The 21406-nt window shown below is 48.7% G+C and carries 18 protein-coding genes; 10 read left to right on the forward strand and 8 right to left on the reverse strand.

Going from position 1 to position 21406, the window contains the following annotated elements; all coding sequences use genetic code 11:
- Positions 1 to 26: 26 nt before the first annotated feature.
- Positions 27 to 1115, reverse strand: a complete 1089-nt coding sequence (locus tag CD05_RS0112870; RefSeq protein ID WP_028510831.1) for a CPBP family intramembrane glutamic endopeptidase — start codon at positions 1113 to 1115, stop codon at positions 27 to 29.
- Between the two features lie 256 nt (positions 1116 to 1371).
- On the opposite strand from CD05_RS0112870, the gene htpG reads away from it, so the two are divergent.
- Complete coding sequence (gene htpG / locus CD05_RS0112875) at positions 1372 to 3252, forward strand: molecular chaperone HtpG (RefSeq protein ID WP_028510832.1); 1881 nt, start codon at positions 1372 to 1374, stop codon at positions 3250 to 3252.
- Between the two features lie 688 nt (positions 3253 to 3940).
- Complete coding sequence (locus CD05_RS0112885) at positions 3941 to 6355, forward strand: glycosyl hydrolase family 65 protein (RefSeq protein WP_028510833.1); 2415 nt, start codon at positions 3941 to 3943, stop codon at positions 6353 to 6355.
- Positions 6356 to 6406: 51 nt separating this feature from the next.
- On the opposite strand, the gene CD05_RS0112890 is transcribed toward CD05_RS0112885, so the two are convergent.
- The 7 genes from CD05_RS0112890 to CD05_RS0112920 form a co-directional block, all read right to left on the reverse strand.
- Positions 6407 to 6811 carry a PIN domain-containing protein gene (locus CD05_RS0112890; RefSeq protein ID WP_028510834.1) on the reverse strand — a complete coding sequence of 135 codons (405 nt, stop codon included), beginning with the start codon at positions 6809 to 6811 and terminating at the stop codon, positions 6407 to 6409.
- Positions 6795 to 7028 (reverse strand): type II toxin-antitoxin system prevent-host-death family antitoxin, encoded by a 234-nt coding sequence (locus CD05_RS0112895; protein ID WP_028510835.1) that lies wholly within the window; start codon positions 7026 to 7028, stop codon positions 6795 to 6797. The genes CD05_RS0112890 and CD05_RS0112895 overlap by 17 nt, the downstream gene beginning before the upstream one ends.
- 100 nt (positions 7029 to 7128) lie before the next feature.
- Positions 7129 to 7677 (reverse strand): hypothetical protein, encoded by a 549-nt coding sequence (locus CD05_RS0112900; RefSeq protein WP_028510836.1) that lies wholly within the window; start codon positions 7675 to 7677, stop codon positions 7129 to 7131.
- Between the two features lies 1 nt (position 7678).
- Entirely contained in the window at positions 7679 to 8164 is a 486-nt protein-coding gene (locus tag CD05_RS0112905) for a GtrA family protein (RefSeq protein WP_037323011.1), read from the reverse strand.
- Positions 8165 to 8803, reverse strand: coding sequence for a peptidylprolyl isomerase (locus CD05_RS18650; protein ID WP_037323012.1), 639 nt, complete (start codon positions 8801 to 8803; stop codon positions 8165 to 8167).
- A 12-nt stretch (positions 8804 to 8815) separates the two neighbouring features.
- Complete coding sequence (locus CD05_RS0112915; protein ID WP_028510838.1) at positions 8816 to 9319, reverse strand: hypothetical protein; 504 nt, start codon at positions 9317 to 9319, stop codon at positions 8816 to 8818.
- Complete coding sequence (locus CD05_RS0112920; protein WP_028510839.1) at positions 9319 to 10575, reverse strand: hemolysin family protein; 1257 nt, start codon at positions 10573 to 10575, stop codon at positions 9319 to 9321. Before CD05_RS0112920 ends, CD05_RS0112915 begins: the two co-directional genes overlap by 1 nt.
- A 274-nt stretch (positions 10576 to 10849) precedes the next feature.
- Here CD05_RS0112920 and CD05_RS0112925 point away from each other — a divergent pair, with 274 nt between their 5' ends.
- From CD05_RS0112925 to CD05_RS0112965, 8 genes are all read left to right on the forward strand, one after another.
- The gene (locus CD05_RS0112925) at positions 10850 to 12466 is read left to right on the forward strand and encodes an ATP-binding cassette domain-containing protein (RefSeq protein ID WP_028510840.1); all 1617 of its coding nucleotides are present in this window, start codon (positions 10850 to 10852) and stop codon (positions 12464 to 12466) included.
- A gap of 49 nt (positions 12467 to 12515) precedes the next feature.
- Positions 12516 to 13097 (forward strand): YcxB family protein, encoded by a 582-nt coding sequence (locus CD05_RS0112930; protein WP_028510841.1) that lies wholly within the window; start codon positions 12516 to 12518, stop codon positions 13095 to 13097.
- Positions 13098 to 13133: 36 nt separating this feature from the next.
- Positions 13134 to 14630, forward strand: a complete 1497-nt coding sequence (locus tag CD05_RS0112935; RefSeq protein ID WP_028510842.1) for a sialate O-acetylesterase — start codon at positions 13134 to 13136, stop codon at positions 14628 to 14630.
- 615 nt (positions 14631 to 15245) lie between these two features.
- Positions 15246 to 16652, forward strand: coding sequence for an amidophosphoribosyltransferase (locus CD05_RS0112945; protein WP_028510843.1), 1407 nt, complete (start codon positions 15246 to 15248; stop codon positions 16650 to 16652).
- A gap of 76 nt (positions 16653 to 16728) precedes the next feature.
- Positions 16729 to 17433, forward strand: a complete 705-nt coding sequence (locus tag CD05_RS0112950; protein WP_028510844.1) for a hypothetical protein — start codon at positions 16729 to 16731, stop codon at positions 17431 to 17433.
- A 20-nt stretch (positions 17434 to 17453) separates the two neighbouring features.
- Positions 17454 to 19835 (forward strand): glycogen/starch/alpha-glucan phosphorylase, encoded by a 2382-nt coding sequence (locus tag CD05_RS0112955; RefSeq protein ID WP_028510845.1) that lies wholly within the window; start codon positions 17454 to 17456, stop codon positions 19833 to 19835.
- 116 nt (positions 19836 to 19951) lie between these two features.
- On the forward strand, positions 19952 to 20632 hold the full coding sequence (locus CD05_RS0112960) for a hypothetical protein (RefSeq protein ID WP_028510846.1): 681 nt from the start codon (positions 19952 to 19954) through the stop codon (positions 20630 to 20632).
- Between the two features lie 16 nt (positions 20633 to 20648).
- The gene (locus CD05_RS0112965; protein ID WP_028510847.1) at positions 20649 to 21359 is read left to right on the forward strand and encodes a tRNA threonylcarbamoyladenosine dehydratase; all 711 of its coding nucleotides are present in this window, start codon (positions 20649 to 20651) and stop codon (positions 21357 to 21359) included.
- The last annotated feature ends 47 nt before the right edge of the window (positions 21360 to 21406 follow it).

Raw genomic sequence — 21406 nt, forward strand, 5'->3', positions numbered from 1 at the left:
CTTCCCTTTTTCTGCGAGCCGGGCGGCTATCTGTTGTTGCTTATAAAGGAATTTACATATGTCATGAACTGATAGCCGAGATATATTATCATGACAACATTTAAGAATACTGCCCTTGTGCGCTCGCCCGAGGTGAGCAGGAATGTCCTCTCTTCCTTCGGCTTTATCTCGTTCAGATACACAAAAAGCATATACATACCGGCTATGCCGCATATTATAACAACGCTGTAGTAGAGATTATCTGATATCGCATCGCTGACATTGAGCACATCGGTGAAATCGCCGATGCTCGCAACGGTGTTGTTTAGCATATGCATGACTATCGTAGGCACGATAGAGTCATACTTGACGGCTATTGCGGCAAACACAAGACCGCCTGCAAAGGCAGATGCGAACTGTGGTATATTGCCGTGCATATAGCCGAACAGGAATGCCGAGAAGAACACTGCGAGCCCCTTGCCGTAGGGTTTTAGCAGGCTGATTATCAGCCCTCTGTATAACAGCTCCTCGCAGAGAGGCCCCAACACGATAACATACAAAAACTGCATCACCAGCGCACCTGTGCTGTTGTCTGTCAGCGAGAAATCCTGCTCCGGCACGGTAAGGCCTGCTGTACTGAGGATAGATACGATCATAGACACGACTATCGAGACTGCTATATTGACACTCATCGACAGGGTGAACCATTTAGCGCCGCCGAGCGCCTTTTCCTTGCTGGGCTTCAGCATCGGGCGCAGGTCTACCTTGAGCAGCAGCGTGGCGACTGCGATAAGTATACCCATAGACACGAGCACTATAGACAGGTTGCCGAGCATCGTGACAAAGCTCGAATTTGCGAATTCCCTGTGCTTTGAGAAATATTTCCTTATCTCATCAAAGCTGAATGTGAAAGAGCCCGACTTCACATAGTAGAGAATATAGTAATAAACATAGCCGAAAGCCGTTGTAAGCAGCTCATATAGTATCAGCAGAGCGCCGAGCTTTGCTGCGGCTACGAACAGCCCGTGCTTTTCGGCCTTTTTCTGCTCCTGAGCCATCATCATGGGGTCGTTGTTAAACGGCGGGCCGCCGTAATACTGCCCCTGATAAGTACCATACTGTGAAAACTGATCCATTATTATTAAACCTCATTTTATTCCGTAAAATATCTAATCATAAATTATTATAACATAATATAAAGCATTTTTCAAATGCTCTGGTGATGCATCTGTTAATTGTTTGTAAACAAATCATTTATATTGTTTTAAGTCTATTGATTTTTACGGGTGAGGGTGTATAATATATTTAGCACTCAGGTAAAGAGAGTGCTAACAATGTACACGACGGGGGCTCGCCTCCGCTGATCTATATAATAGTAAGGAGATAATGACAATGGGCACAAAACAGTTCAAGGCAGAGAGCAAAAAGCTGCTCGACATGATGATAAACTCTATCTACACGCACAAGGAGATATTCCTGCGTGAGCTGATATCGAACGCTTCCGACGCGCTCGACAAGCTGTATTTCAAATCGCTGACCGACACATCGGTAGGTCTTAACAAGGACGACTTCGCTATCATGATAGAAGCAGACAAAGAGGCACGCACCCTTAAGATAACCGACAACGGCATAGGCATGACCGAAAAGGAGCTCGAACAGAACTTAGGCACTATCGCCAAGTCCGGCTCGCTTGCATTCAAGAAGGAAAACGAGCTCGGCGAGGACGTTGACATCATAGGCCAGTTCGGTGTAGGCTTCTACTCGGCATTCATGGTCGCAAAGGAAGTCAAGGTAAAGTCCAAGGCCTACGGCGAGGAGCAGGCTTTTGAATGGCGCTCGAAGGGTGCCGAGGGCTACACAGTCGAGCCCTGCGATAAGGAGACTGCCGGCACAGAGATAACACTTATCCTCAAAGACAACACCGAGGAGGAGAACTACGACAAGTATCTTGACCAGTATCAGTTACAGATGCTTGTAAAGAAGTATTCCGACTATATCCGCTTCCCTATTAAAATGGAAGTAGAGCACACCCACTACGAGGAAGAGGGCAAAGAGCCGACCGTCACAAAGGAGATAGAAACGCTCAACACCATGACACCTATCTGGAAGCGCTCTAAATCCGAGCTGACAGATGATGATTACAACAACTTCTACATCGAGAAGTTCATGGACTACGAGCCGCCCATAACTCACATTCACGCAAAGAACGAGGGCACAGCCACATATGATGCTCTGCTCTACATTCCGGCAAGAGCGCCTTTTGACTACTATTCAAAGGATTATGAAAAGGGCTTGCAGCTCTATTCGAGCGGCGTTATGATAATGGAGAAGTGCGCAGAGCTGCTTCCTGACTGGTTCAGCTTTGTAAAGGGCGTTGTTGATTCGGAAGACCTCTCGCTCAACATCTCCCGTGAGCTTTTACAGCACGACAGGCAGTTAAAGATCATCGCCAAGAACTTAGAGCGCTCGATAAAGAACGAGCTTGTCAAGCTCTTAAAAAACGACAGAGAGAAGTATGAGAAGTTCTTCTCGGTATTCGGACTTCAGTTCAAGTACGGTATCTATCAGTCATACGGTGCCTGCAAGGACACGCTCAAAGACCTTATCATATTCCCCTCGTCCTTTGAGGGCAAGAACGTAACGCTTGCTGAGTATGTTTCCCGTATGAAGGAAGGCCAGAACGAGATATACTACGCCTGCGGCGAGACAAAGGAGCGCATAGACCTTCTGCCGCAGATGGAGACATTCAAGGACAAGGGCTTTGAGGTGCTCTATTTCACTCAGGAGGTAGACGAGTTCGCTATCAAGGTGCTCATGGAATACGAGGGCAAGAAGTTCGTTTCCATAAGCGACGCAAAGCTCGACCTTGACACCGAGGAAGAAAAGGAAGAAGCAAAGAAGCTTGCAGACGACAGCAAGGAAATGCTTGAATATATGCAGAAAGCGATAGAGGACAAGGTGAAGATAGTACGCCTTTCAAACAAGCTGAAGACACACCCTGTATGCCTTGCATCTGACGGCAACATAACTATAGAAATGGAGAAGGTGCTCAATTCCCTCCCCCAGAACGAGAACAAGGTAAAGGCGCAGAAGGCTCTTGAGATAAACCCCAACCACGCTATCTTCGGAAAGCTCAAAGCCCTTTATGAAAACGACAAGGACAAGCTCTCTGACTACACCAAGCTGCTCTACGCACAGGCACAGCTTATAGAGGGTCTGCCGATAGAGAACCCGGTGGAGTTTGCAAACTTAGTTTGCGACCTTATGGTATAATAATCAGGAGCAAAAGCCGCTCACTAAAGCCAAAAACACCCTTGACAAAACGTCAGGGGTGTGGTATACTTGATTTAAGGGAATAGCCCGAGCCCCGGAGAGAACTGCTACATTACTCTCCGGTGTTATTGGATTCCCCTTGTTGATTTTAGATGCAGTAAGCACCGCCAACCGTGCAAGGTTTTTGGCGGTGCTTTGCTTTTATAATAAGCTCAGCTTACTTCTTTTTACGGAAGATAAGGTAGCATAGCGTAACAACAGCCACGAGCAGTTCCATAAACGAAAACAAGCTCTCGTATGTAACATAGTCCTGCATAGCCACCACCCCCTTGACCTTTTTGGGGGAATACCGCCTATTCCATAGATGAAACTCAGACTGTCTGTATTATAGCATATAAATTCGCAGCTGTCAATATATGCCTTTCCCGTAGCCGCCGGCTACGGCCGATATATTTGAAAATATGACAATATTAACCTGTCATTTAACATATCCCATTGTCCGCCGACAATGGGATATGTATTCTTTTTGCACGAAAAGGTTTTCGTCACTAAATATTTAAACTTTTTGTTCCCGACCCCCTTGTAAAGTTTTGCATAATATGTTAAAATAGACTTGGGCTTTATGCCTTAAAATATGAAACCAATGCAGCAGCTGCTGCAAATATATTTTTAAGGAGAGTGTGTACCAATGAAGTACGGATATTTTGATCTTGAAAACAAGGAATATGTCATCACAAGACCCGATACGCCTGCACCCTGGGCAAACTACTTAGGCTCGCCCGAATACGGCGCTATCGTTTCACAGAGCGGCGGCGGCTACAGCTTTGTAAAGAGCGGCGCTAACGGAAGAATTGCGAGATACCGCTTTAACTCAAACATCGGCCTCCCCGGCAGATATGTCTACATAAGAGACAATGACGCAAAGGACTACTGGGGCGCTACATGGCAGCCTGTAGGCAAGCCGCTTTCAAAGTACAAGACAGAGTGCCACCACGGTACTGCTTATACAACTGTCAAGAGCGAGTATGCAAACATAGCTTCCGAGCTTACATACTATGTTCCGAGAAATGCTACATACGAGGTATGGAGACTCAAAGTCACAAACAATTCCGACAGAGCAAGGAGCCTTTCGACATTCGGCTTTATCGAGTTCACTAACGAGAACAACTACGAGCAGGATCAGGTAAACCTCCAGTACACCCTCTTTATAACAAGAACTTCCTTCGAGGGCAACAAGATAGTTCAGCACATCAATGAGAACAGCGGCAAGGACGAGACAGGCTCCAACCACAGAGAGCGTTTCTTCGGCGTTGTCGGCGCACCTGTTTCGGCATACAACGGCAGCCTTGACAGCTTCATCGGCTCATACAGAGACTACGGCAATCCCGTTGCTGTAGAGAGAGGCTTCTGCGACAACAAGCTAAACTTCAACTCCAACGCCTGCGGCGCACTCCAGAACGAGCTCATGCTCGACCCGGGCGAGACAAAGGAGCTCATCTATGTTCTCGGCCAGAAGGACCCGAAGACATCTGCTGAGATACTTGACAGCTACAAGGCAGCAGGCAAGGTAGATGCAGAGCTCAAGGAGCTTGTTGACTACTGGCACGGCGAGCTTGACAACTTCCAGGTAAAGACTCCTTCCGAGGAATTCAACAACATGGTTGACGTATGGAACGCTTATCAGTGCTTCATCACCTTCATTTGGTCAAGAGCTGCTTCCTTCATCTACTGCGGCCTCAGAAACGGCTACGGCTACAGAGACACAGTTCAGGATATCCAGGGTATTATCCACATCAACCCCGAGCTTGCAGCTGAGAAGATACGCTTCATGCTTTCTGCTCAGGTCTCAAACGGCGGCGGCTTACCGCTCGTTAAGTTCGACCACAACGCAGGACACGAGACCTGCCCCGACGAGAACGACGAGAACAGCGTATACGCTAAGGAAACAGGCCACCCGTCCTACAGAGCTGACGATGCTCTCTGGCTCTTCCCGACAATACTCAAGTACATCGGCGAGACAGGCAACACAGCATTCCTCGATGAGGAGATAGTTTACGCAGAGGAAGGCGGCGGCAGCGCTACAGTTTACGAGCACTTAAAGAACGCTATCCGCTTCTCGCAGGAGAGACTCGGCGCTCACAAGATGCCGGCAGGCCTGCACGCAGACTGGAACGACTGCTTAAGAATGGGCAAGCAGGGCGAGAGCACCTTCGTTGCATTCCAGCTCTACTATGCTATGAGCGTTATCAAGGCATGGGCAGAGGAAAAGAACGACACAGAATACATCGCATACATAGAGAAGGCACAGGCAGAGCTTGGCAAGAGCCTTTCTGACTGCTGGGACGAGGACAGATTCATCAGAGGTATCCGTGACAACGGCGTAGTTGTCGGTGCAAAGAACGACCCCGAGGCTTCAATGTGGCTCAATCCTCAGTCATGGTCAGTTATCTCCGGCTTTGCTACAAAGGAGCAGGCTGAGACTGCTATGGACAAGGTACACGAGATACTCAACACCCCCTACGGCGTCAAGATCATGGAGCCGCCTTATGTAGATCACTACTTTGACGGTGCGCTCATGCACATCTTCAACCCCGACACAAAGGAGAACGGCGGTATCTTCTCGCAGACACAGGGCTGGGCTATACTTGCAGAATCTCTGCTCGGCAGAGGTGACAGAGCATTTGAGTACTTCCTCGAATCCGCTCCGGCTTCCATGAACGACAAGGCAGAGGTCAGGATCATGGAGCCCTACGTTCACGGCCAGTTCACCGAGGCTACACGTTCACCCTATGCAGGACGTTCACACGTTCACTGGCTCACAGGCACAGGCTCTACTGTTATGGTAGGCTGCGTTGAGGGTATCTGCGGTATGAGACCCAACGCCAAGGGTCTTGTTATCAGCCCCTCTATCCCCCACGAGTGGGACGGCTTCTCGATAGAAAAGAACTTCAGAGGCAAGCACCTCTCCATCGAGATCAAGAACCCCGATCACGTTCAGTCCGGCGTTAAGTCGATGACTGTTAACGGCGAAGCAATTGAAGGCAACTTCGTATGCGAGTGCAAGATGACAGAGAACACCAAGATCGAGGTTGTTCTCGGCTGATAGTTTTCAAGGCATGATTAAAGACCAGTCCGGTTCGGGCTGGTCTTTTTGTTATCTGTTCAGGTATTCCGTCGGCGTCAGTGCCGGCACAGGGCTGTTTTTATAATCACGGACATTGCGTGTGACGATATGGTCAGCGCCTATGCGCTTGGCCTGACACATCTGCACAGCATCTTCGTAATCATCCGTATACATAGCTGCGGCGGCTTTAAGGTCACTTTCTTTAAGCTCAACGATTTTAAATATCATTGTTATACGTTCGATAAGCTGACAAGTTTTTTGAGGATCAAGCTCTTTTCTCATAATATATATTATATTTGGAATAGACAAAGCAGAGATATATCCCTCTGTGTTTTTTGCTTCACAAATATCCCATATAGCTGAAGAACTCTGAAAAAAATCTTCTCTGTTAAAAAGGACATCAAGTATCACATTTGTATCAATCAGGATCTTCATATTTTTTCAGCCTTTCCTCACGAATAGCTTTTTCATCACGATCATTTTTTAATATACCTCTTAACTGCTGTGAAAGAAACTCAACACTTTTTTCGTGCGAGATAAGCCTTGCTGTTTCTTTTCCGTTTTTGAGAATTATGACCTCCTCGCCCTCCTGGACTGCTTGCAGATAGCGCCCGAAGTTATTCTGAAAATCCGTTGCATTTGCTATCATCATAAAAAGCACCTCCCTGTATTTTAGCTAAGTTTATTATACCTCATTTTAGCTAAAATGTCAAGAGGTAAAGCCAAAGGGGCTGTTGCAGCCCCTTTTTATATCACTTCTTCTCAAACGTCAGCGCAAAGTACCAGTCCTGCGTGCCGGAGGGGGAATAGTACATCTCTATCGTGTCCCTGGCAACGGGTGTGTCGCCGCCCTGGTCGGTGCCTTCCTTGGCGAACATGAACCACACAGGGCCTTCGTAATCCTTGTGGCAGAACTTTCTGTCGCTGTTGTGCGGCTTTTCGTCGTAGCCGCTGTCCTTGGCGATCACCATGTATGTGTAGTAAAGGTTCTCGCTCTTTTTGGCATTAAGGCTGAAGCTGCTGCCTTCCATTTCGAGCTTGTCGCCCTCGAGCTTTATGGTGCTGCCCTTAAAGCGCTCCTCGACCTCGCTGGGGCGGTAGCCTGCGTCAGAACCGTTGAAGTTGGTGATAACGTCAACGCACTCGTATTCGCCTGCCATATCGTCAAACTTCGACATATCAACACTTGAAGATGAAGACTTGTCCTTTTTGCTCTTTTTCTCGCTGCTGTCATCATCGCCGCAGGAGACGAGCGCTAAGGTCATGGCTGCTGCCAGTATTACAGCAAGTAATCTTTTCATATCACGAGCCCTCCTTTTTGGGATCAGTATTCTTTCTGAACACGAACAGCTTGCTGAGCACATAGTTAGCTATGAATATGAACACCTGGCTTGCAAAGGTTATCACAGTCTGATTCATATCGCATATGTCGCAGCAGATAAAGAATATCAGCCACTCCATAACGAGTGTCGCAAGCCTCGCCCCGAAAAACGATGCCATGACCCTGAAAAACTCAGGCCATGTCTTTGTCTCGTTTTTGAAGACGTATTTCTTGTTTGTGAAAAACGCAAACGTCACAGCGCATATCCACGACACGACAACGCCGCAGGTGTTCTCCCACTTGGGGTTGCCGGGCACAGCGTGGAATATGATCAGCTTTGTGACTATAGAAACAAGGGTCGTCAGCGCACCGAACACGAGGTAGAGCCATTTCTCCTCGTACTTATAGTATATGTCCTGTAACTTTTTCGGCAGCAGCGAGACGAACCATTTGATAAGTGCTTCCATTTATGCTCCCCTCGGGCTGTAGGTAACTGTGAACTCTGCCTTGTGAGGCTCGCCGTCCTTTGTTTCGAGCATAACTGCCTTGTCTATAGTTATCGGGTAAACAGGCGATGCCAGCTCGCCCATAGAGTTTGCCGTTCTCTCGCATTTTAAGAACTCGTCTACCACGTCCATGCCCTCAACTACCTCGCCGAAGGCTGCATATCTGCCGTCAAGAGAAGCGCTCTTGTCTGCAAAGCAGATAAAGAACGAGCTTGAGCCGCTGTCATTTCCCTCGCCTCTTGAAACGCCTACTATGCCTCTCTTGAAGGAAAGGTCGTTCTTTACGCCGTTGCCGGAAAACTCGCCCTTGATAGTGTCTGATGTCTTGCCGTCAACGCCTACGCCGCCCTGAGCCATAAAGCCCTCAACTATCCTGTGGAAAAGCGTTCCGTCATAGAAGCCGTCATTTACGAGCTTTTCAAAGTTCTCGCAGCTTATCGGCGCATATTCGGGGTAGAGCGCAATAACAAACTTGCCTGTCTTCTCATAGCCTGACTTTTTCTGCGATGATGCCGAGCTGTCCGAGTCACCGCACGATGCCATGCAAAGCCCTATAGCCGCTGTAAGCACTATAGCTATTACTTTTCTGAAAAGTTTCATGATAATTCCTCCTTAGTTGTCTCCTATCCTCTTTACCAGCTTTACCGTGCAGAGGATGCCAAGTATCATCACGGCTATCATGCCGAAAAGAAGCGCTGTCCATGTTCCGGAAAGCGTTTGCAGATACTCTGTCTCCGAGCTGCCGCCGATTATCTTCTTTGCAGTCTCAGTCTTTCCAAGCCCCTCAAAGAACATAACAAGGAAAAACTGTAGATTGACTATGTTTATGACAGTAGTCGCCGCAAGCACCACACCGTGACCTACACCTGCAAAATGCTCGGTCTTTCTGTAGTAGTTGAATGCCAGTATCATCTGCACGACTACGAATACAAAGTATGCAAAGAATATCGCCGACATGACTGTTGCAAGCGTTCTGTTCTCAGTCTCTGTCATTTTAGGGAATATCACCGCACCTGCGCCTGCACAGCCTACCGTGTACGCAAAGAGCCCTATTCCCAAGCCCCTGTATGCCTTCTCTGCCCCGGTCAGGGGCTCCTTCTTTATCTTTTTGCCCATTATGTGCTGCCTTCTTTCTCTTTGTCTATTATCCTTACCTTTATGCGGTCTATGCGCTGCTCGCCCTCCATTACGGCGGTGAGCTCGAACCTGCCCGCACAGGTCACTTCGTTGTTGTCAGGCACATGGCCGCAGACCTCCATGAGGTAGCCGCCCATAGAGTTCATATCGCTCTCTATCTCGTCCTCCTCTGCGCCTATGCGTTCAAGGAAGTCGCTGACCGACAGCTCTGCCGATATATCAAAGGTGTCGTCGCCAAGGCGGATAAACGAGGTGTCCTCCTCGTCGCTCTCGTCGTATATCTCGCCGACGAGCTCCTCAATGATGTCTTCAAGGGTGCATATGCCCTCTGTTCCGCCGTACTGGTCAACGACCACCGCCATGTGTACCTTTTTGCGCTGCATCTGCCGCAGTGCCTGCGAGATGAGCTGCATCTCGCTTATGTATATAGGGGCGGTCATGATATCGGATATCGTCTGCCCCTCCTCGTGGTTTATGTAAAACTCGTAGAAGTCGCTTTGCAGGAGAATGCCGACTATCTTGTCTATCGTCTTTTCAAACACGGGTATTCGTGAGAATTTTGATTCTACGAATATCTCCCTGACAGTCTCGGGGTTCTCGCCTGCCTCGACGCCTATTATATTTATCCTCGGCACGAGTATCTGCGAAACGGCTGTCTCGTCAAATTCGAGCGCCGAGCGCACAAGCTCGCTTTCCGACTCCTCTAAAACGCCCTCGTCCTCTATCTCGTCGATGATGTATTTGAGCTCCTCCTCAGTGACGGAGGGCTCGTCGTTTTTAGCGCCGACAAGTGCCGACACGCCGTTTTTTATCATTGTGAATATCCACACAAGCGGCGATAGTATGAGCATTGCTGCTTTTAGCGGCGCTGCCATGAAAAGCGAAAAGCTCTCGGAGTTCTCTTTGGCAAGGCTTTTAGGGATTATCTCGCCGAAGATAAGCACCAGCACTGTCATGACAAGTGTGGCTATACCGACCGAGCCGCTGCCGAACTTATCGGTGAATATCACGGTGGCAAGTGCAGATGAAGCGATGTTCACGACGTTGTTGCCTATGAGTATACAGGTCAGCGCCTTGTCAAAATTCTCGGTTATCTCCAGCGCACGCTTTGCACTTTTATTGCCCTCGGCGGCGTAGTTTTTAAGCCTTATATGGTTTACCGACGAGAACGCCGTCTCAGTCGCCGAGCATATCGCCGACAGTATGAGAAGTATCGCTATAATAAAAATGTCCATTTAAAAACGACCACGACCCCTTTTTTATAATGCATAATGCATAATTAAGAATGCATAATTACGGTATCGCCCTTACGGGCGATGGATCTTTAGCCGCCGCAGGCGCACCTTCATTATGCATTGTGCATTATGCATTTTGCATTCATTTTTGCATATATACATTTATAATAGCACTATTTGTCTTTTTTGTCAATCAATAATTGACAAAAGCTCTGTTTCGTGGTATTATAGAATGGTATTTGATGTTTTTTGACTTAATTGGAGGGTAAAGCTAATGATAACAGTTTCAGACGTGAGCCTGAGCTTCGGCGGACAGGTACTTTTTAAAAACGTTGACCTTAAATTCTCAGAGGGCAACTGCTACGGCGTTATTGGCGCAAACGGCGCAGGCAAATCGACATTCCTTAAAATACTCAACGGCGAGCTTGAACCGACAACAGGCACGGTTTCCATGCCCAAGGACAAGCGTATGTCGGTATTAAAGCAGGATCACTTCGCATTTGACGAGTACACGGTGCTCGACACAGTTATAATGGGCAACAAGCGCCTTTATGACATCATGCGGGAAAAGGACGCACTCTATGCCAAGGAGGATTTCTCCGAGGAGGACGGCGAGAAGGCAGGCGCTTTGGAGAGCGAGTTTGCAGAATTAAACGGCTGGGAGGCTGAGTCTGACGCTTCCAAGCTAATTCAGGGCTTAGGTCTTGATGAGGGGATACTCTATTCTCAGATGTCGGGTCTCTCGGGCAACGAGAAGGTAAAGGTGCTGCTTGCGCAGGCGCTTTTCGGCAACCCTGACGTGATACTCCTTGACGAGCCTACCAACCACCTCGACATAGACGCTATACGCTGGCTGGAGGATTTCTTACAGGAATATTTCGGAACTGTCATCGTTGTATCGCACGACAGACACTTCCTAAATAATGTCTGCACCCACATCGTCGATATCGACTACACCAAGATAAAGATGTATGTCGGCAACTACGAGTTCTGGTACGAGTCGTCACAGATGATGCAGAGACTTATGAAGCAGCAGAACAAGAAGACCGAGGAGAAGATAAAGGAATTACAGGAATTCGTTTCACGCTTCTCGGCCAACAAGTCAAAGTCCAAGCAGGCTACGGCAAGAAGAAAGCTGATAGACAAGCTCAGCGTAGAGGAGATGCCTGCTTCTTCAAGAAAATACCCCTTCATCGGCTTTGACATGGACAGAGAGCCCGGCAAGGACATAGTTCAGGTAGAAGGCATCTCAAAGACAGTTGACGGCGTAAAGCTGTTAAATAACATATCCTTCACCATAGGCCGAAACGACAAGGTGGCTTTCGTAGGTGAATCCGAGCAGGCTATCACGATGCTTTTCAAGATACTCATGGAGGAGGAGCAGCCTGACGAGGGCACATTCCGCTGGGGACAGACTATCACCACATCGTACTTCCCCAAGGACAACAGCGAGTTCTTCAACGGCCACAAGGAGAGCATAGTTGACTGGCTGCGCCCCTATTCAAGGTCGGAGATAACTGACACATATCTGCGTGGCTTCTTAGGGCGTATGCTTTTCTCGGGCGATGACATCTACAAGCCCGTTGAGGTGCTCTCGGGCGGCGAAAAGGTAAGGTGTATGTTCTCACGCATGATGCTTTTCGGCTCTAACTGCCTTATACTTGACAGACCTACAAACCACTTAGACCTTGAATCCATCACCGCTGTAAACAACGGTCTTCGTGACTTCAAGGGCGTTGTGATATTTGCTTCCCACGACCACGAGATAATGCAGACAGTCGCAAACCGTGTCATCGAGATAACCGAGGACGGCTGCATCGACCGTGCAGGCACATACGAGGAATACCTCGAATGGAGACGTGAGAGAGGCATGAAGAGTTTTATAGAGTAATTGAAGATCGATAATTTACTCTTCATGTTATAGCCGAAAGGAAAAAAATATGGAAAACAAGATCGGTGAAATCGAATCTAATATATCTTATGAGGAATATAAACTTGGTGTAAAATGCAGAAACAAGCATTGGGACACGTGTATCATAATAATTGCGATTATTTATATCCTGTCTTCTATTATGATCAAAGTATTGAACCCGGTTTTTAATTCTTGGAGCACTCTGCTTCTGATCATTGGCACATTTATTCTTATGGGATTTATCTTTTTAGCACGAAACATAAAAAAGGCATATAAGGTTTTACAGGAAAACAAAAGCAATATAAACCATTACATTTTTTATGACGATCATATTTTCAGAGATAATGAAACATCCACCTCAAAAATCTACTATAACAAAATAAGCGAAGTATTTGAAGACGGAGAATATATTATTTGTTTTACCGAGATCAATAAGATGATGATCTTCAAAAAGACCGACTGCTCTGAGCCGATCCTTAATAAGTTAAGAGATACTATAACAGAAGAAAAGAGATCTGAACAGAAACAACATAAAAATAAAGGTAATATCGCCTTTATTCTGCTCGGACTAATGCCAATAATCGTTACAGCACTTGCTGCAATTTTGTAAATTCAGTTTGCCTACTGATTTCAAGGAGGAATAACTATGCTTAAAGTCGCTAATATTTTCACAGATAATATGGTGCTCCAGCGTGACAAGAACATAGCCGTTTGGGGGCTTGATGACAAGGGCAGAAAGGTCACTGTCACCCTTAACGGCGTGTCGGTTTCGGCTGCGGCAGACGATAACAACAAGTGGATCTGCACGCTTCCGCCTATGAGCGCAGGCGGCGAGTACGAGATGACCGTTTCTGACGGCTTCAACAGCTTCACCTTCAAGGGGATTATGATAGGCGAAGTATGGCTCTGCGGCGGACAGTCGAACATGGAGCTTGAATTGCAGAACGAGGTACACGGCAAGGACGTGCTCAAAGACCTTGACGAGAGCTGCAACGTGCGCTTTTACTACACACAGAAGCGTGGCTATATTGATGAGATGTTCTATGCTGACGAGGCAAACAACTGCTGGGCAAAGGCAGGCGCTGAGAGCTCGAAGGCGTGGAGCGCTGTGGGCTTTTACTTTGCAAGAAAGCTCGCCAGAGAACTCGGCGTGACTGTAGGCCTTATAGGCTGCAACTGGGGCGGCACATCTGCTTCTGCTTGGGTAGACAGAGCGACCCTTGAGCGTGACAGCGAGCTTAGATCATACCTTGATGAGTACGAAGAAAAGATAGCAGGCAAGAGCCTTTCACAGCAGCTCAAAGAATACCGTGACTACGAGCGCTATGCTGCCGAGTGGGATAAAAAGGCCGGAGAGGTCTACGCTAAAGAGCCGAAGATAGGCTGGGACGAGCTTCAGGAGCGCATAGGCAAGAACCTCTGGCCGGGGCCGATGTGCGAATACAACCCCTTCCGTCCGACAGGGCTTTTTGACACTATGATAATGAGGGTATGCCCCTACACCGTAAAGGGCTTTCTCTACTATCAGGGCGAGAGCGACGACCACAAGCCTGACAGCTATTACAGGCTGCTTTGCTCGCTTATCGGGCTGTGGAGAGAGAAGTGGGGCGACGACGAGCTGCCCTTTATCATAACACAGCTGCCGATGTTCAAATACAAGGCAGACCCCGACTACAAGCACTGGTGCAAGATAAGGGCTGCACAGATGAAGGCCTACAAGACAGTAAAGAACACAGGTATCGCCGTGATACTTGACTGCGGCGAGCTTGACAACATTCACCCGGTAGACAAGATACCCGTCGGCGAGAGGCTTTGTTTGCAGGCAGAGAAGCTGTTCTACGGCATGGACGTGGACGCTTTCGGGCCGATGTACCGCTCGCATATTTTCAAAGACGGCGGCATAGAGCTTAGCTTTGAGCACGCCGAGGGCGGCTTTGACCTGAAGGGCGAAGCGCAGGGCTTTGAGATAGCCGGCGCTGACGGCGAATTCGTTTCTGCCGATGCAAAGATCGACGGTGAGAGGATCTTCATATCCTCCGACAAAGTAGCAGAGCCCAGGAAAGCAAGGTATAACTACTTTAACTACGCCGAGGTGACTATATTCGGCAAGTCGGGCATACCGCTCGCACCGTTTGAGATATGATAACAGCACAAGCCCCCTCACTTTATGACAGGTGAGGGGGCTTGTTGACATATTGGTAAATATATGCTATAATACAAATAGTCTGAGTTTCAACTATGGAATAGGCGGTACTTCCCCAAAAAGGTCAAGGGGGTGGTGGCTATGCAGGACTATGTTACATATGAGAGCTTGTTTTCACTTATGGAACTGCTCGTGGCTGTTGTTACGCTATGCTACCTTATCTTCCGTAAAAAGAAGTAAGCTGAGCTTTTTATAAAAGTAAAGCACCGCCATAAACCTCAGAAGGCTGGCGGTGTTTTACATCGTTCATTCTTAATACAGGGAGGCCAATAACACCGGGGAGCAATGTAGCAGTTCTCTCCGGGGCTCGGGCTATTCCCTTACATAAATTATACCACACCCTTGGCTTTTTGTCAAGGGCTTTTTGCTTGGCAAGACGCTTTGGCAGACGCTCTGAACGGTGTCAATATAAATAAAATCACCACACTAAATTTATAATATATCTACAAAAACCGCCGGCTCGCTCAATTGACAAAACGGGTGAAATATGCTATTATATTAGTGTATGCATTATACTTTACAACGTGTATTCTTTTCTTTCGGGAGGCATTTTAAATGGGTGGATTTTTTGGTGCAGTCTCTAAAACGAACTGCGTGTTCGATCTTTTCTACGGTACGGATTATCATTCTCACCTCGGCACAAGGCGTGCAGGCCTTGCAGTTTACGGTGACAAGGGCTTTGACCGCTCGATACATAATATCGAGAACTCGCCCTTCCGCACGAAATTCCAGGACGAAGTCGATAAAATGGAAGGCTTTATCGGTATCGGCTGTATATCCGACTATGAGCCGCAGCCGCTGATAGTCAGGAGCCACCTCGGCACATATGCTATCACAACTGTCGGCAAGATAAATAATACAGATGAACTCGTTGAGAGCGTTTATAAGGGCGGCACATCGCACTTTTTAGAAATGAGCGGCGGCGATATCAACCCCACCGAGCTCGTGGCTGCACTTATCAATCAGAAAGACAGCATCGCAGAGGGCATCAGGTATGTTCAGGAGAGCGTAGACGGCTCGATGACTCTGCTCGTTATGACAAATAAGGGCATCTATGCTGCCCGTGACAGGCTCGGCAGAACACCCTGCGTGCTCGGCCAGAAGGAGGACGGCTACTGCGTTTCCTTCGAGAGCTTTGCATACCTCAACCTTGGCTACACTCACCTTAAGGAATTAGGCCCTGCTGAGGTAGTGTTCATCACCCCTGAGGGTGTTGAGCAGATATATGCCCCCCAGAAGAAGATGAAGATATGCTCATTCCTGTGGATATACTACGGCTACCCCTGTTCGAGCTATGAGGGTCTTTCCGTTGAGGAGATGCGCTATAACTGCGGCAAGCTGCTCGCAAAGCGTGACGACGTAAAGCCCGACCTCGTTGCAGGCGTTCCCGATTCAGGTACGGCACACGCTATAGGCTACGCTAACGAATCCGGCGTGCCTTTCTCAAGACCGTTTATAAAGTACACCCCCACATGGCCTCGTTCTTTTATGCCGACTAACCAGTCAAAGAGAAACGAGATAGCCAAGATGAAGATGCTCCCCGTTGAGTCACTCATAAAGGACAAGAGCCTGCTGCTGATAGACGACTCTATCGTAAGAGGCACACAGCTTCGTGAGACTACCGAATACCTCTACGCAAGCGGCGCTAAGGAAGTTCATATCCGCCCTGCCTGCCCTCCCCTGCTTTTTGGGTGTAAGTATCTCAATTTCTCACGTTCAAGCTCGGAGATGGACCTTATCACAAGGCGCATAATCAGAGAACGTGAAGGCGACGATGTCTCAATGGAGACACTTAAGGACTACGCAGACCCCGAGAGCCAGAACTACAAGGAAATGCTCGACGAGATATGCAGGCAGCTCAACTTCACATCGCTTCGTTACCACAGACTTGACGATATGATAGAATCTATCGGCATGGACAAGTGCGAGCTCTGCACATATTGCTGGGACGGCGAGGAATAACGCTTACATATGCCCGCTCAGCGGATAGTGAATAAGTAAAAAATCAGCGGGCAGCGAACACGATAAGGACTAATCAATGAGAATAAATATCAGACTGAGAAAGCTTGCAGCAGTGCTCCTTTGCGGAGTGCTGTTTGCAAGTCTTTGCATAAATGCCTGTGCCGATGAGGAAAACGGCGACCCCGACACCGAGCTTATCGCCGAGATAGACGATGAGGTGGTCGATGACGATGAATCGCCCGTGTTCACTGTGGCATTCGGCACACACGAGAAAATGCCCGAGGGCACATCGGCAAAGCTCACCCTCGAAGCTGAGGGCGGCGAGCTTATAACGAGCGAGCTTTTCGGCTACTCGACCATTGCTCTTGACAAATACGTCTGCACCCAGAGCACGAACGGCGGATATTACCCCAAGTACGGCGAAAAGGTGCAGTTCAAAGCAGATGCCGACAAGGGCGTTATCAAGGCGCACCTTGACATCAAAGACAGCAGCGACACAGTTATCCGCCATAAGGACCTGGATGTATGCTTTATCAGGCGTGACGGTGCGATAGCTCTTAGCGACGAGGGGTATGAGACTTGCGAAAAGAGCCTTGACAAGCCGCTTTACAGATTTCTGCTGTTTATGAACACACCTGCCGGCACGGTGACAAAGATATTTCTGATAGTGCTGCTCGGCGGCGGAATGTACTGCCTGCTGCACTATAAGGATATAAAACGGCGCATTCGCTCACGCAAGGCGCTGAAACTTGAAAAGAAGAATAAAGGCGGCAACGCCTGAAAAAAGGAGAGAAGACCCGAATGGATAAGACCGCATTCTTAAAAGAGCTTAACGAGACGCTCAAAAACAAATTTGACAGCAACCTTAAGAACGCCCCCTCGTGGCAGCTGCACGACGCAGTTTCCGAGGCTGTAATGGGGCTTATTGACGACAACTGGGACAAGAGCCGCAAGGCGCACCTTGCAAGCAGACGTGCCTGCTACCTTTCTATGGAGTTTTTGGTGGGCAGGGCTGTTTACAACAATCTGCTATGCCTTGGCATCAAGGACGAGGTGGACGCTGTGCTCAAAGAAAACGGCAGATCCCTTGCCGATATGGAGGACATTCAGGACGCAGCGCTCGGCAACGGCGGACTTGGCCGACTTGCTGCCTGCTTCCTTGACTCGGCAGCAGCACACGACCTGCCGCTCGACGGCTACGGCATAAGATACAAATACGGCCTTTTCAGGCAGACTATAGAAGACGGCTTCCAGCGTGAGTATGCTGACGACTGGCAGAGATACGGCGACCCGTGGAGCAGAAGATGCGACACTCAGGCGGTAAATGTAGTATACAGCGACATGACAGTTAAGGCTGTTCCCTACGATATGCCTATTATCGGCTTCGGCACAAAGAACGTCGGCACTCTGCGCCTGTGGCAGGCTGAGGCTGACGATGAGTTTGACTTCACAGCCTTCAACGACGGCAGGTACGAAGAAGCGGTCAAGGCAAAGACCGCTGCCGAAAACATCTCAAAGGTGCTCTACCCCAACGACAACTTTGACGAGGGCAAGGTGTTAAGGCTCAGGCAGGAATATTTCTTCTCGGCGGCTTCGCTTGCTGATATAACAAACAAGCACAAGGCAAAATTCGGCACGCTCGACAACTTATATGAGTATGTCACCATACAGCTTAATGACACACACCCTGTTATCTCTATCTTAGAGCTTATGAGAATACTTGTTGACTTAAACGGCTACGAGTTTGAAAAGGCATTTGAGATAACGAGGAAGACCTTCAACTATACAAACCACACGGTAATGCAGGAAGCTCTTGAAAAGTGGAGCACCAAGCTCGTTGAGAAGCTGCTGCCGAGAGTGTTCAAGTTTGCCCTTATGATAAACGAGCGCTTCTACTGCGAGATGTACAAACTCGGCAAGGACAAGAAGTTTATCAAGGAGCTTGCGCCTGTTGACGGCGGCCAGCTCAAAATGGCTAATCTTGCTGTATATGCTTCGAGCTATACAAACGGTGTAGCGCAGATACACACAGAGATACTCAAAGCAGACACCCTCAAGGGCTGGTATGAGCTTTATCCCGAGAGGTTCCAGAACAAGACTAACGGCATAACACAGCGCCGCTGGCTCGCACTGTGCAACGAGGAGCTCTCCGCACTTATAACAAGGCTGCTCGGCAGCGATGCTTGGGTAAAGGACTTAAGCCAGCTCAAAGCGCTTGAAAAGTACGCCGACGACGATAAGGTGATAGATGAGTTTATCAGCATCAAGCAGCTCAAAAAGCAGCAGCTTGCAGACTACATCTTCGCTCACGACGGCATAAAGATAGACCCGAACACTATATTTGACACGCAGATAAAGAGACTTCACGAGTACAAGAGACAGCTTTTAAACGCATTCTCTATCCTCTATATCTACTTCGGGCTAAAGGACGGCTCGATAAAGGACTTCACACCCACGACATTCATCTTCGGCGCTAAGTCTGCCCCCGGCTACAGGCGTGCAAAGGCAATAATCAAGCTGATAAACGAGATAGCAAGAGTGGTAGAGAACGACCCTGCCACCAAAGACCTCATAAAGGTAGTGTTCGTTTCAAACTACAATGTCTCCTACGCTGAAAAGCTCGTGGCAGGCTCTGACGTTTCCGAGCAGATATCCACAGCAGGCACAGAAGCATCCGGCACAGGCAACATGAAGCTGATGTTAAACGGCACGGTAACTCTCGGCACATACGACGGCGCAAACATCGAGATAGCCGAGGAAGCAGGAGAGGAAAACAACTACATCTTCGGCGCAAGGGTCGAGGACTTAGAGAAGATAATGCCCGAATACGACCCAAGAAAGCTCGCATTTGAGAACGACAGGATAAACCGTGTCATAAACGTGCTGATAAACGGCCTTGTGACCGACGGCGGCGTTCCCTCAGACGAGGAAGGCAGCTTTGAGGAGCTTTACAAGGCTCTGACAGACGGCGCAAGCTGGCACGTTCCCGACCACTACTACCTGCTGGGCGACCTGGAGGACTATGTTGCAACCAAGCTCAGGGTCAACAAGGACTTCACCGACAAAAAGGCATTTGCAAGAAAATGCTGGCTCAATATGTGCAACGCAGGCAAGTTCTCATCTGACAGAACGATAAAGGATTATGCGGAGAATATCTGGAAGATAAGCCCCGTGACAGTTTAAAACAACACACTCTCTCCCCGAGATATCGGGGAGAGCATCTATATCAGGTAACAGGTAACAGGTAATAGGTAACAGGTAATAGGTAACAGGTAACTGATATGCCCCAAGGAGTAACTATGCCCACCCCCGAACAGATCGAAACTTCAATAGTCAAAAAATACAAAAAGAACATCTGGCACCGCTTTGTCAAGGCAGGGCGTGAGTATTCGCTCGTAAATGACGGCGACAGGATAGCCTGCGTGGTGCGTGGCGATATCTCATCGCTGCTTGTCGCAAAGTGCTATCAGCGGCTGCATAAATACAGCGAGACGCAGTTTGAGCTCAGCTTTGTCGGCAGCGGCGAGCAGCAGGCAAGGGTCTTCGGGCTCGACATCATACCGACAGACGACCCGGCAGCTTATGCCATAGAGCACGGCTTTAACAAGCTCGCACTGCCCGACTGCTTTGATGACTGCATAGAGCATACGCTGAGCTGTCAGCTCTATGACGGCAGGCTGGAGACTCTGCCGCCCTGCGAGCAGGCAGACGGACTTACGCTTATCAGGGCAGGCGTGCTGATAAGGCGTGCGGATATCGAGGCCTTTGCACGCTACAACAGCCTTGAAGCCCTCGCTCCCCTGTCCTCTGAAAGTGAGGATATGCGCACGCTGCGGACAAGGGCGCTTATCGCAGAGCTTGCAAAGGATAATAAAAACTTAGAGATAAATATCCTGCGCTCCTGCGAGGAGGTAAACTTGGAAACAGTCATCTCCTACATTCAGGACGGCGAGGTAAAAAGCGTGCTTGATACTTTCTGAAAGGACAGTCACAACAATGGACATAAGATTTACCCGAACAGAGCTTATCTACGGCGATGCGCTGCAAAAGCTGGCAGCAAAGCGTGTTGCAGTGTTCGGCATAGGCGGTGTAGGCAGCTATGCAGCAGAGGCGCTTGCAAGAAGCGGCATAGGCGCTATAGACCTCATCGACAGCGACACGGTGGATATCACCAACATAAACAGGCAGCTCTACGCCCTGACAAGCACTGTCGGCCGGTATAAAACAGAGGTCGCAAAGGAGCGCATACTCGATATAAACCCCGGCTGCAGGGTCACGGCGCACACGCTGTTTTATAACGCCGGGACGGCAGACAGCATACCGATAGCCGAGTATGACTACATAGTAGACGCTATCGACTCGGTGACTTCAAAGCTGCTGCTGATAGAAAACGCCAAAAAAGCAGGGGTAAACATCATATCCTCAATGGGCACAGGCAACAAGACAGACCCCTCACGTCTGGAGATAGCAGATGTGTTTGAGACAAGCGTCTGCCCCCTTGCGAGAGTCATGCGCCACGAGCTCAAAAAGCGTGGCATAAAAGGGCTGACTGTGTGCTATTCCAGGGAAGAGCCGGTAAAGCCGCATATACTGCTCGATATGGCGGCTGACAGGCGCCCCGTGCCCGGCTCGACATCCTTCGTGCCGCCGGTGGCAGGCATGATGATAGCCGGAAGGGTGATAAACGAGCTTGTGTTCAGCACTTAAATTCAAAACCAAACAGAGCTGCTGCAAATGTGCGGCAGCTTTATTTG

The organism is Ruminococcus sp. NK3A76, assembly GCF_000686125.1.
Taxonomy (GTDB): Bacteria; Bacillota; Clostridia; order Oscillospirales; family Ruminococcaceae; genus NK3A76.

Bases quoted from the DNA above. Each gene is read 5' to 3' on its own strand.
- htpG (WP_028510832.1), top strand. From the start codon at position 1,372: ATGGGCACAAAACAGTTCAAGGCAGAGAGCAAAAAGCTGCTCGACATG.
- CD05_RS0112955 (WP_028510845.1), top strand. From the start codon at position 17,454: ATGGATAAGACCGCATTCTTAAAAGAGCTTAACGAGACGCTCAAAAAC.
- CD05_RS0112895 (WP_028510835.1), bottom strand. From the start codon at position 7,028: ATGATGATAGCAAATGCAACGGATTTTCAGAATAACTTCGGGCGCTAT.
- CD05_RS0112870 (WP_028510831.1), bottom strand. From the start codon at position 1,115: ATGGATCAGTTTTCACAGTATGGTACTTATCAGGGGCAGTATTACGGC.
- CD05_RS0112935 (WP_028510842.1), top strand. From the start codon at position 13,134: ATGCTTAAAGTCGCTAATATTTTCACAGATAATATGGTGCTCCAGCGT.
- CD05_RS0112925 (WP_028510840.1), top strand. From the start codon at position 10,850: ATGATAACAGTTTCAGACGTGAGCCTGAGCTTCGGCGGACAGGTACTT.
- CD05_RS0112950 (WP_028510844.1), top strand. From the start codon at position 16,729: ATGAGAATAAATATCAGACTGAGAAAGCTTGCAGCAGTGCTCCTTTGC.
- CD05_RS0112960 (WP_028510846.1), top strand. From the start codon at position 19,952: ATGCCCACCCCCGAACAGATCGAAACTTCAATAGTCAAAAAATACAAA.
- CD05_RS0112905 (WP_037323011.1), bottom strand. From the start codon at position 8,164: ATGGAAGCACTTATCAAATGGTTCGTCTCGCTGCTGCCGAAAAAGTTA.
- CD05_RS0112920 (WP_028510839.1), bottom strand. From the start codon at position 10,575: ATGGACATTTTTATTATAGCGATACTTCTCATACTGTCGGCGATATGC.
- CD05_RS0112885 (WP_028510833.1), top strand. From the start codon at position 3,941: ATGAAGTACGGATATTTTGATCTTGAAAACAAGGAATATGTCATCACA.
- CD05_RS0112900 (WP_028510836.1), bottom strand. From the start codon at position 7,677: ATGAAAAGATTACTTGCTGTAATACTGGCAGCAGCCATGACCTTAGCG.
- CD05_RS0112965 (WP_028510847.1), top strand. From the start codon at position 20,649: ATGGACATAAGATTTACCCGAACAGAGCTTATCTACGGCGATGCGCTG.
- CD05_RS18650 (WP_037323012.1), bottom strand. From the start codon at position 8,803: ATGAAACTTTTCAGAAAAGTAATAGCTATAGTGCTTACAGCGGCTATA.
- CD05_RS0112890 (WP_028510834.1), bottom strand. From the start codon at position 6,811: ATGAAGATCCTGATTGATACAAATGTGATACTTGATGTCCTTTTTAAC.
- CD05_RS0112945 (WP_028510843.1), top strand. From the start codon at position 15,246: ATGGGTGGATTTTTTGGTGCAGTCTCTAAAACGAACTGCGTGTTCGAT.
- CD05_RS0112930 (WP_028510841.1), top strand. From the start codon at position 12,516: ATGGAAAACAAGATCGGTGAAATCGAATCTAATATATCTTATGAGGAA.
- CD05_RS0112915 (WP_028510838.1), bottom strand. From the start codon at position 9,319: ATGGGCAAAAAGATAAAGAAGGAGCCCCTGACCGGGGCAGAGAAGGCA.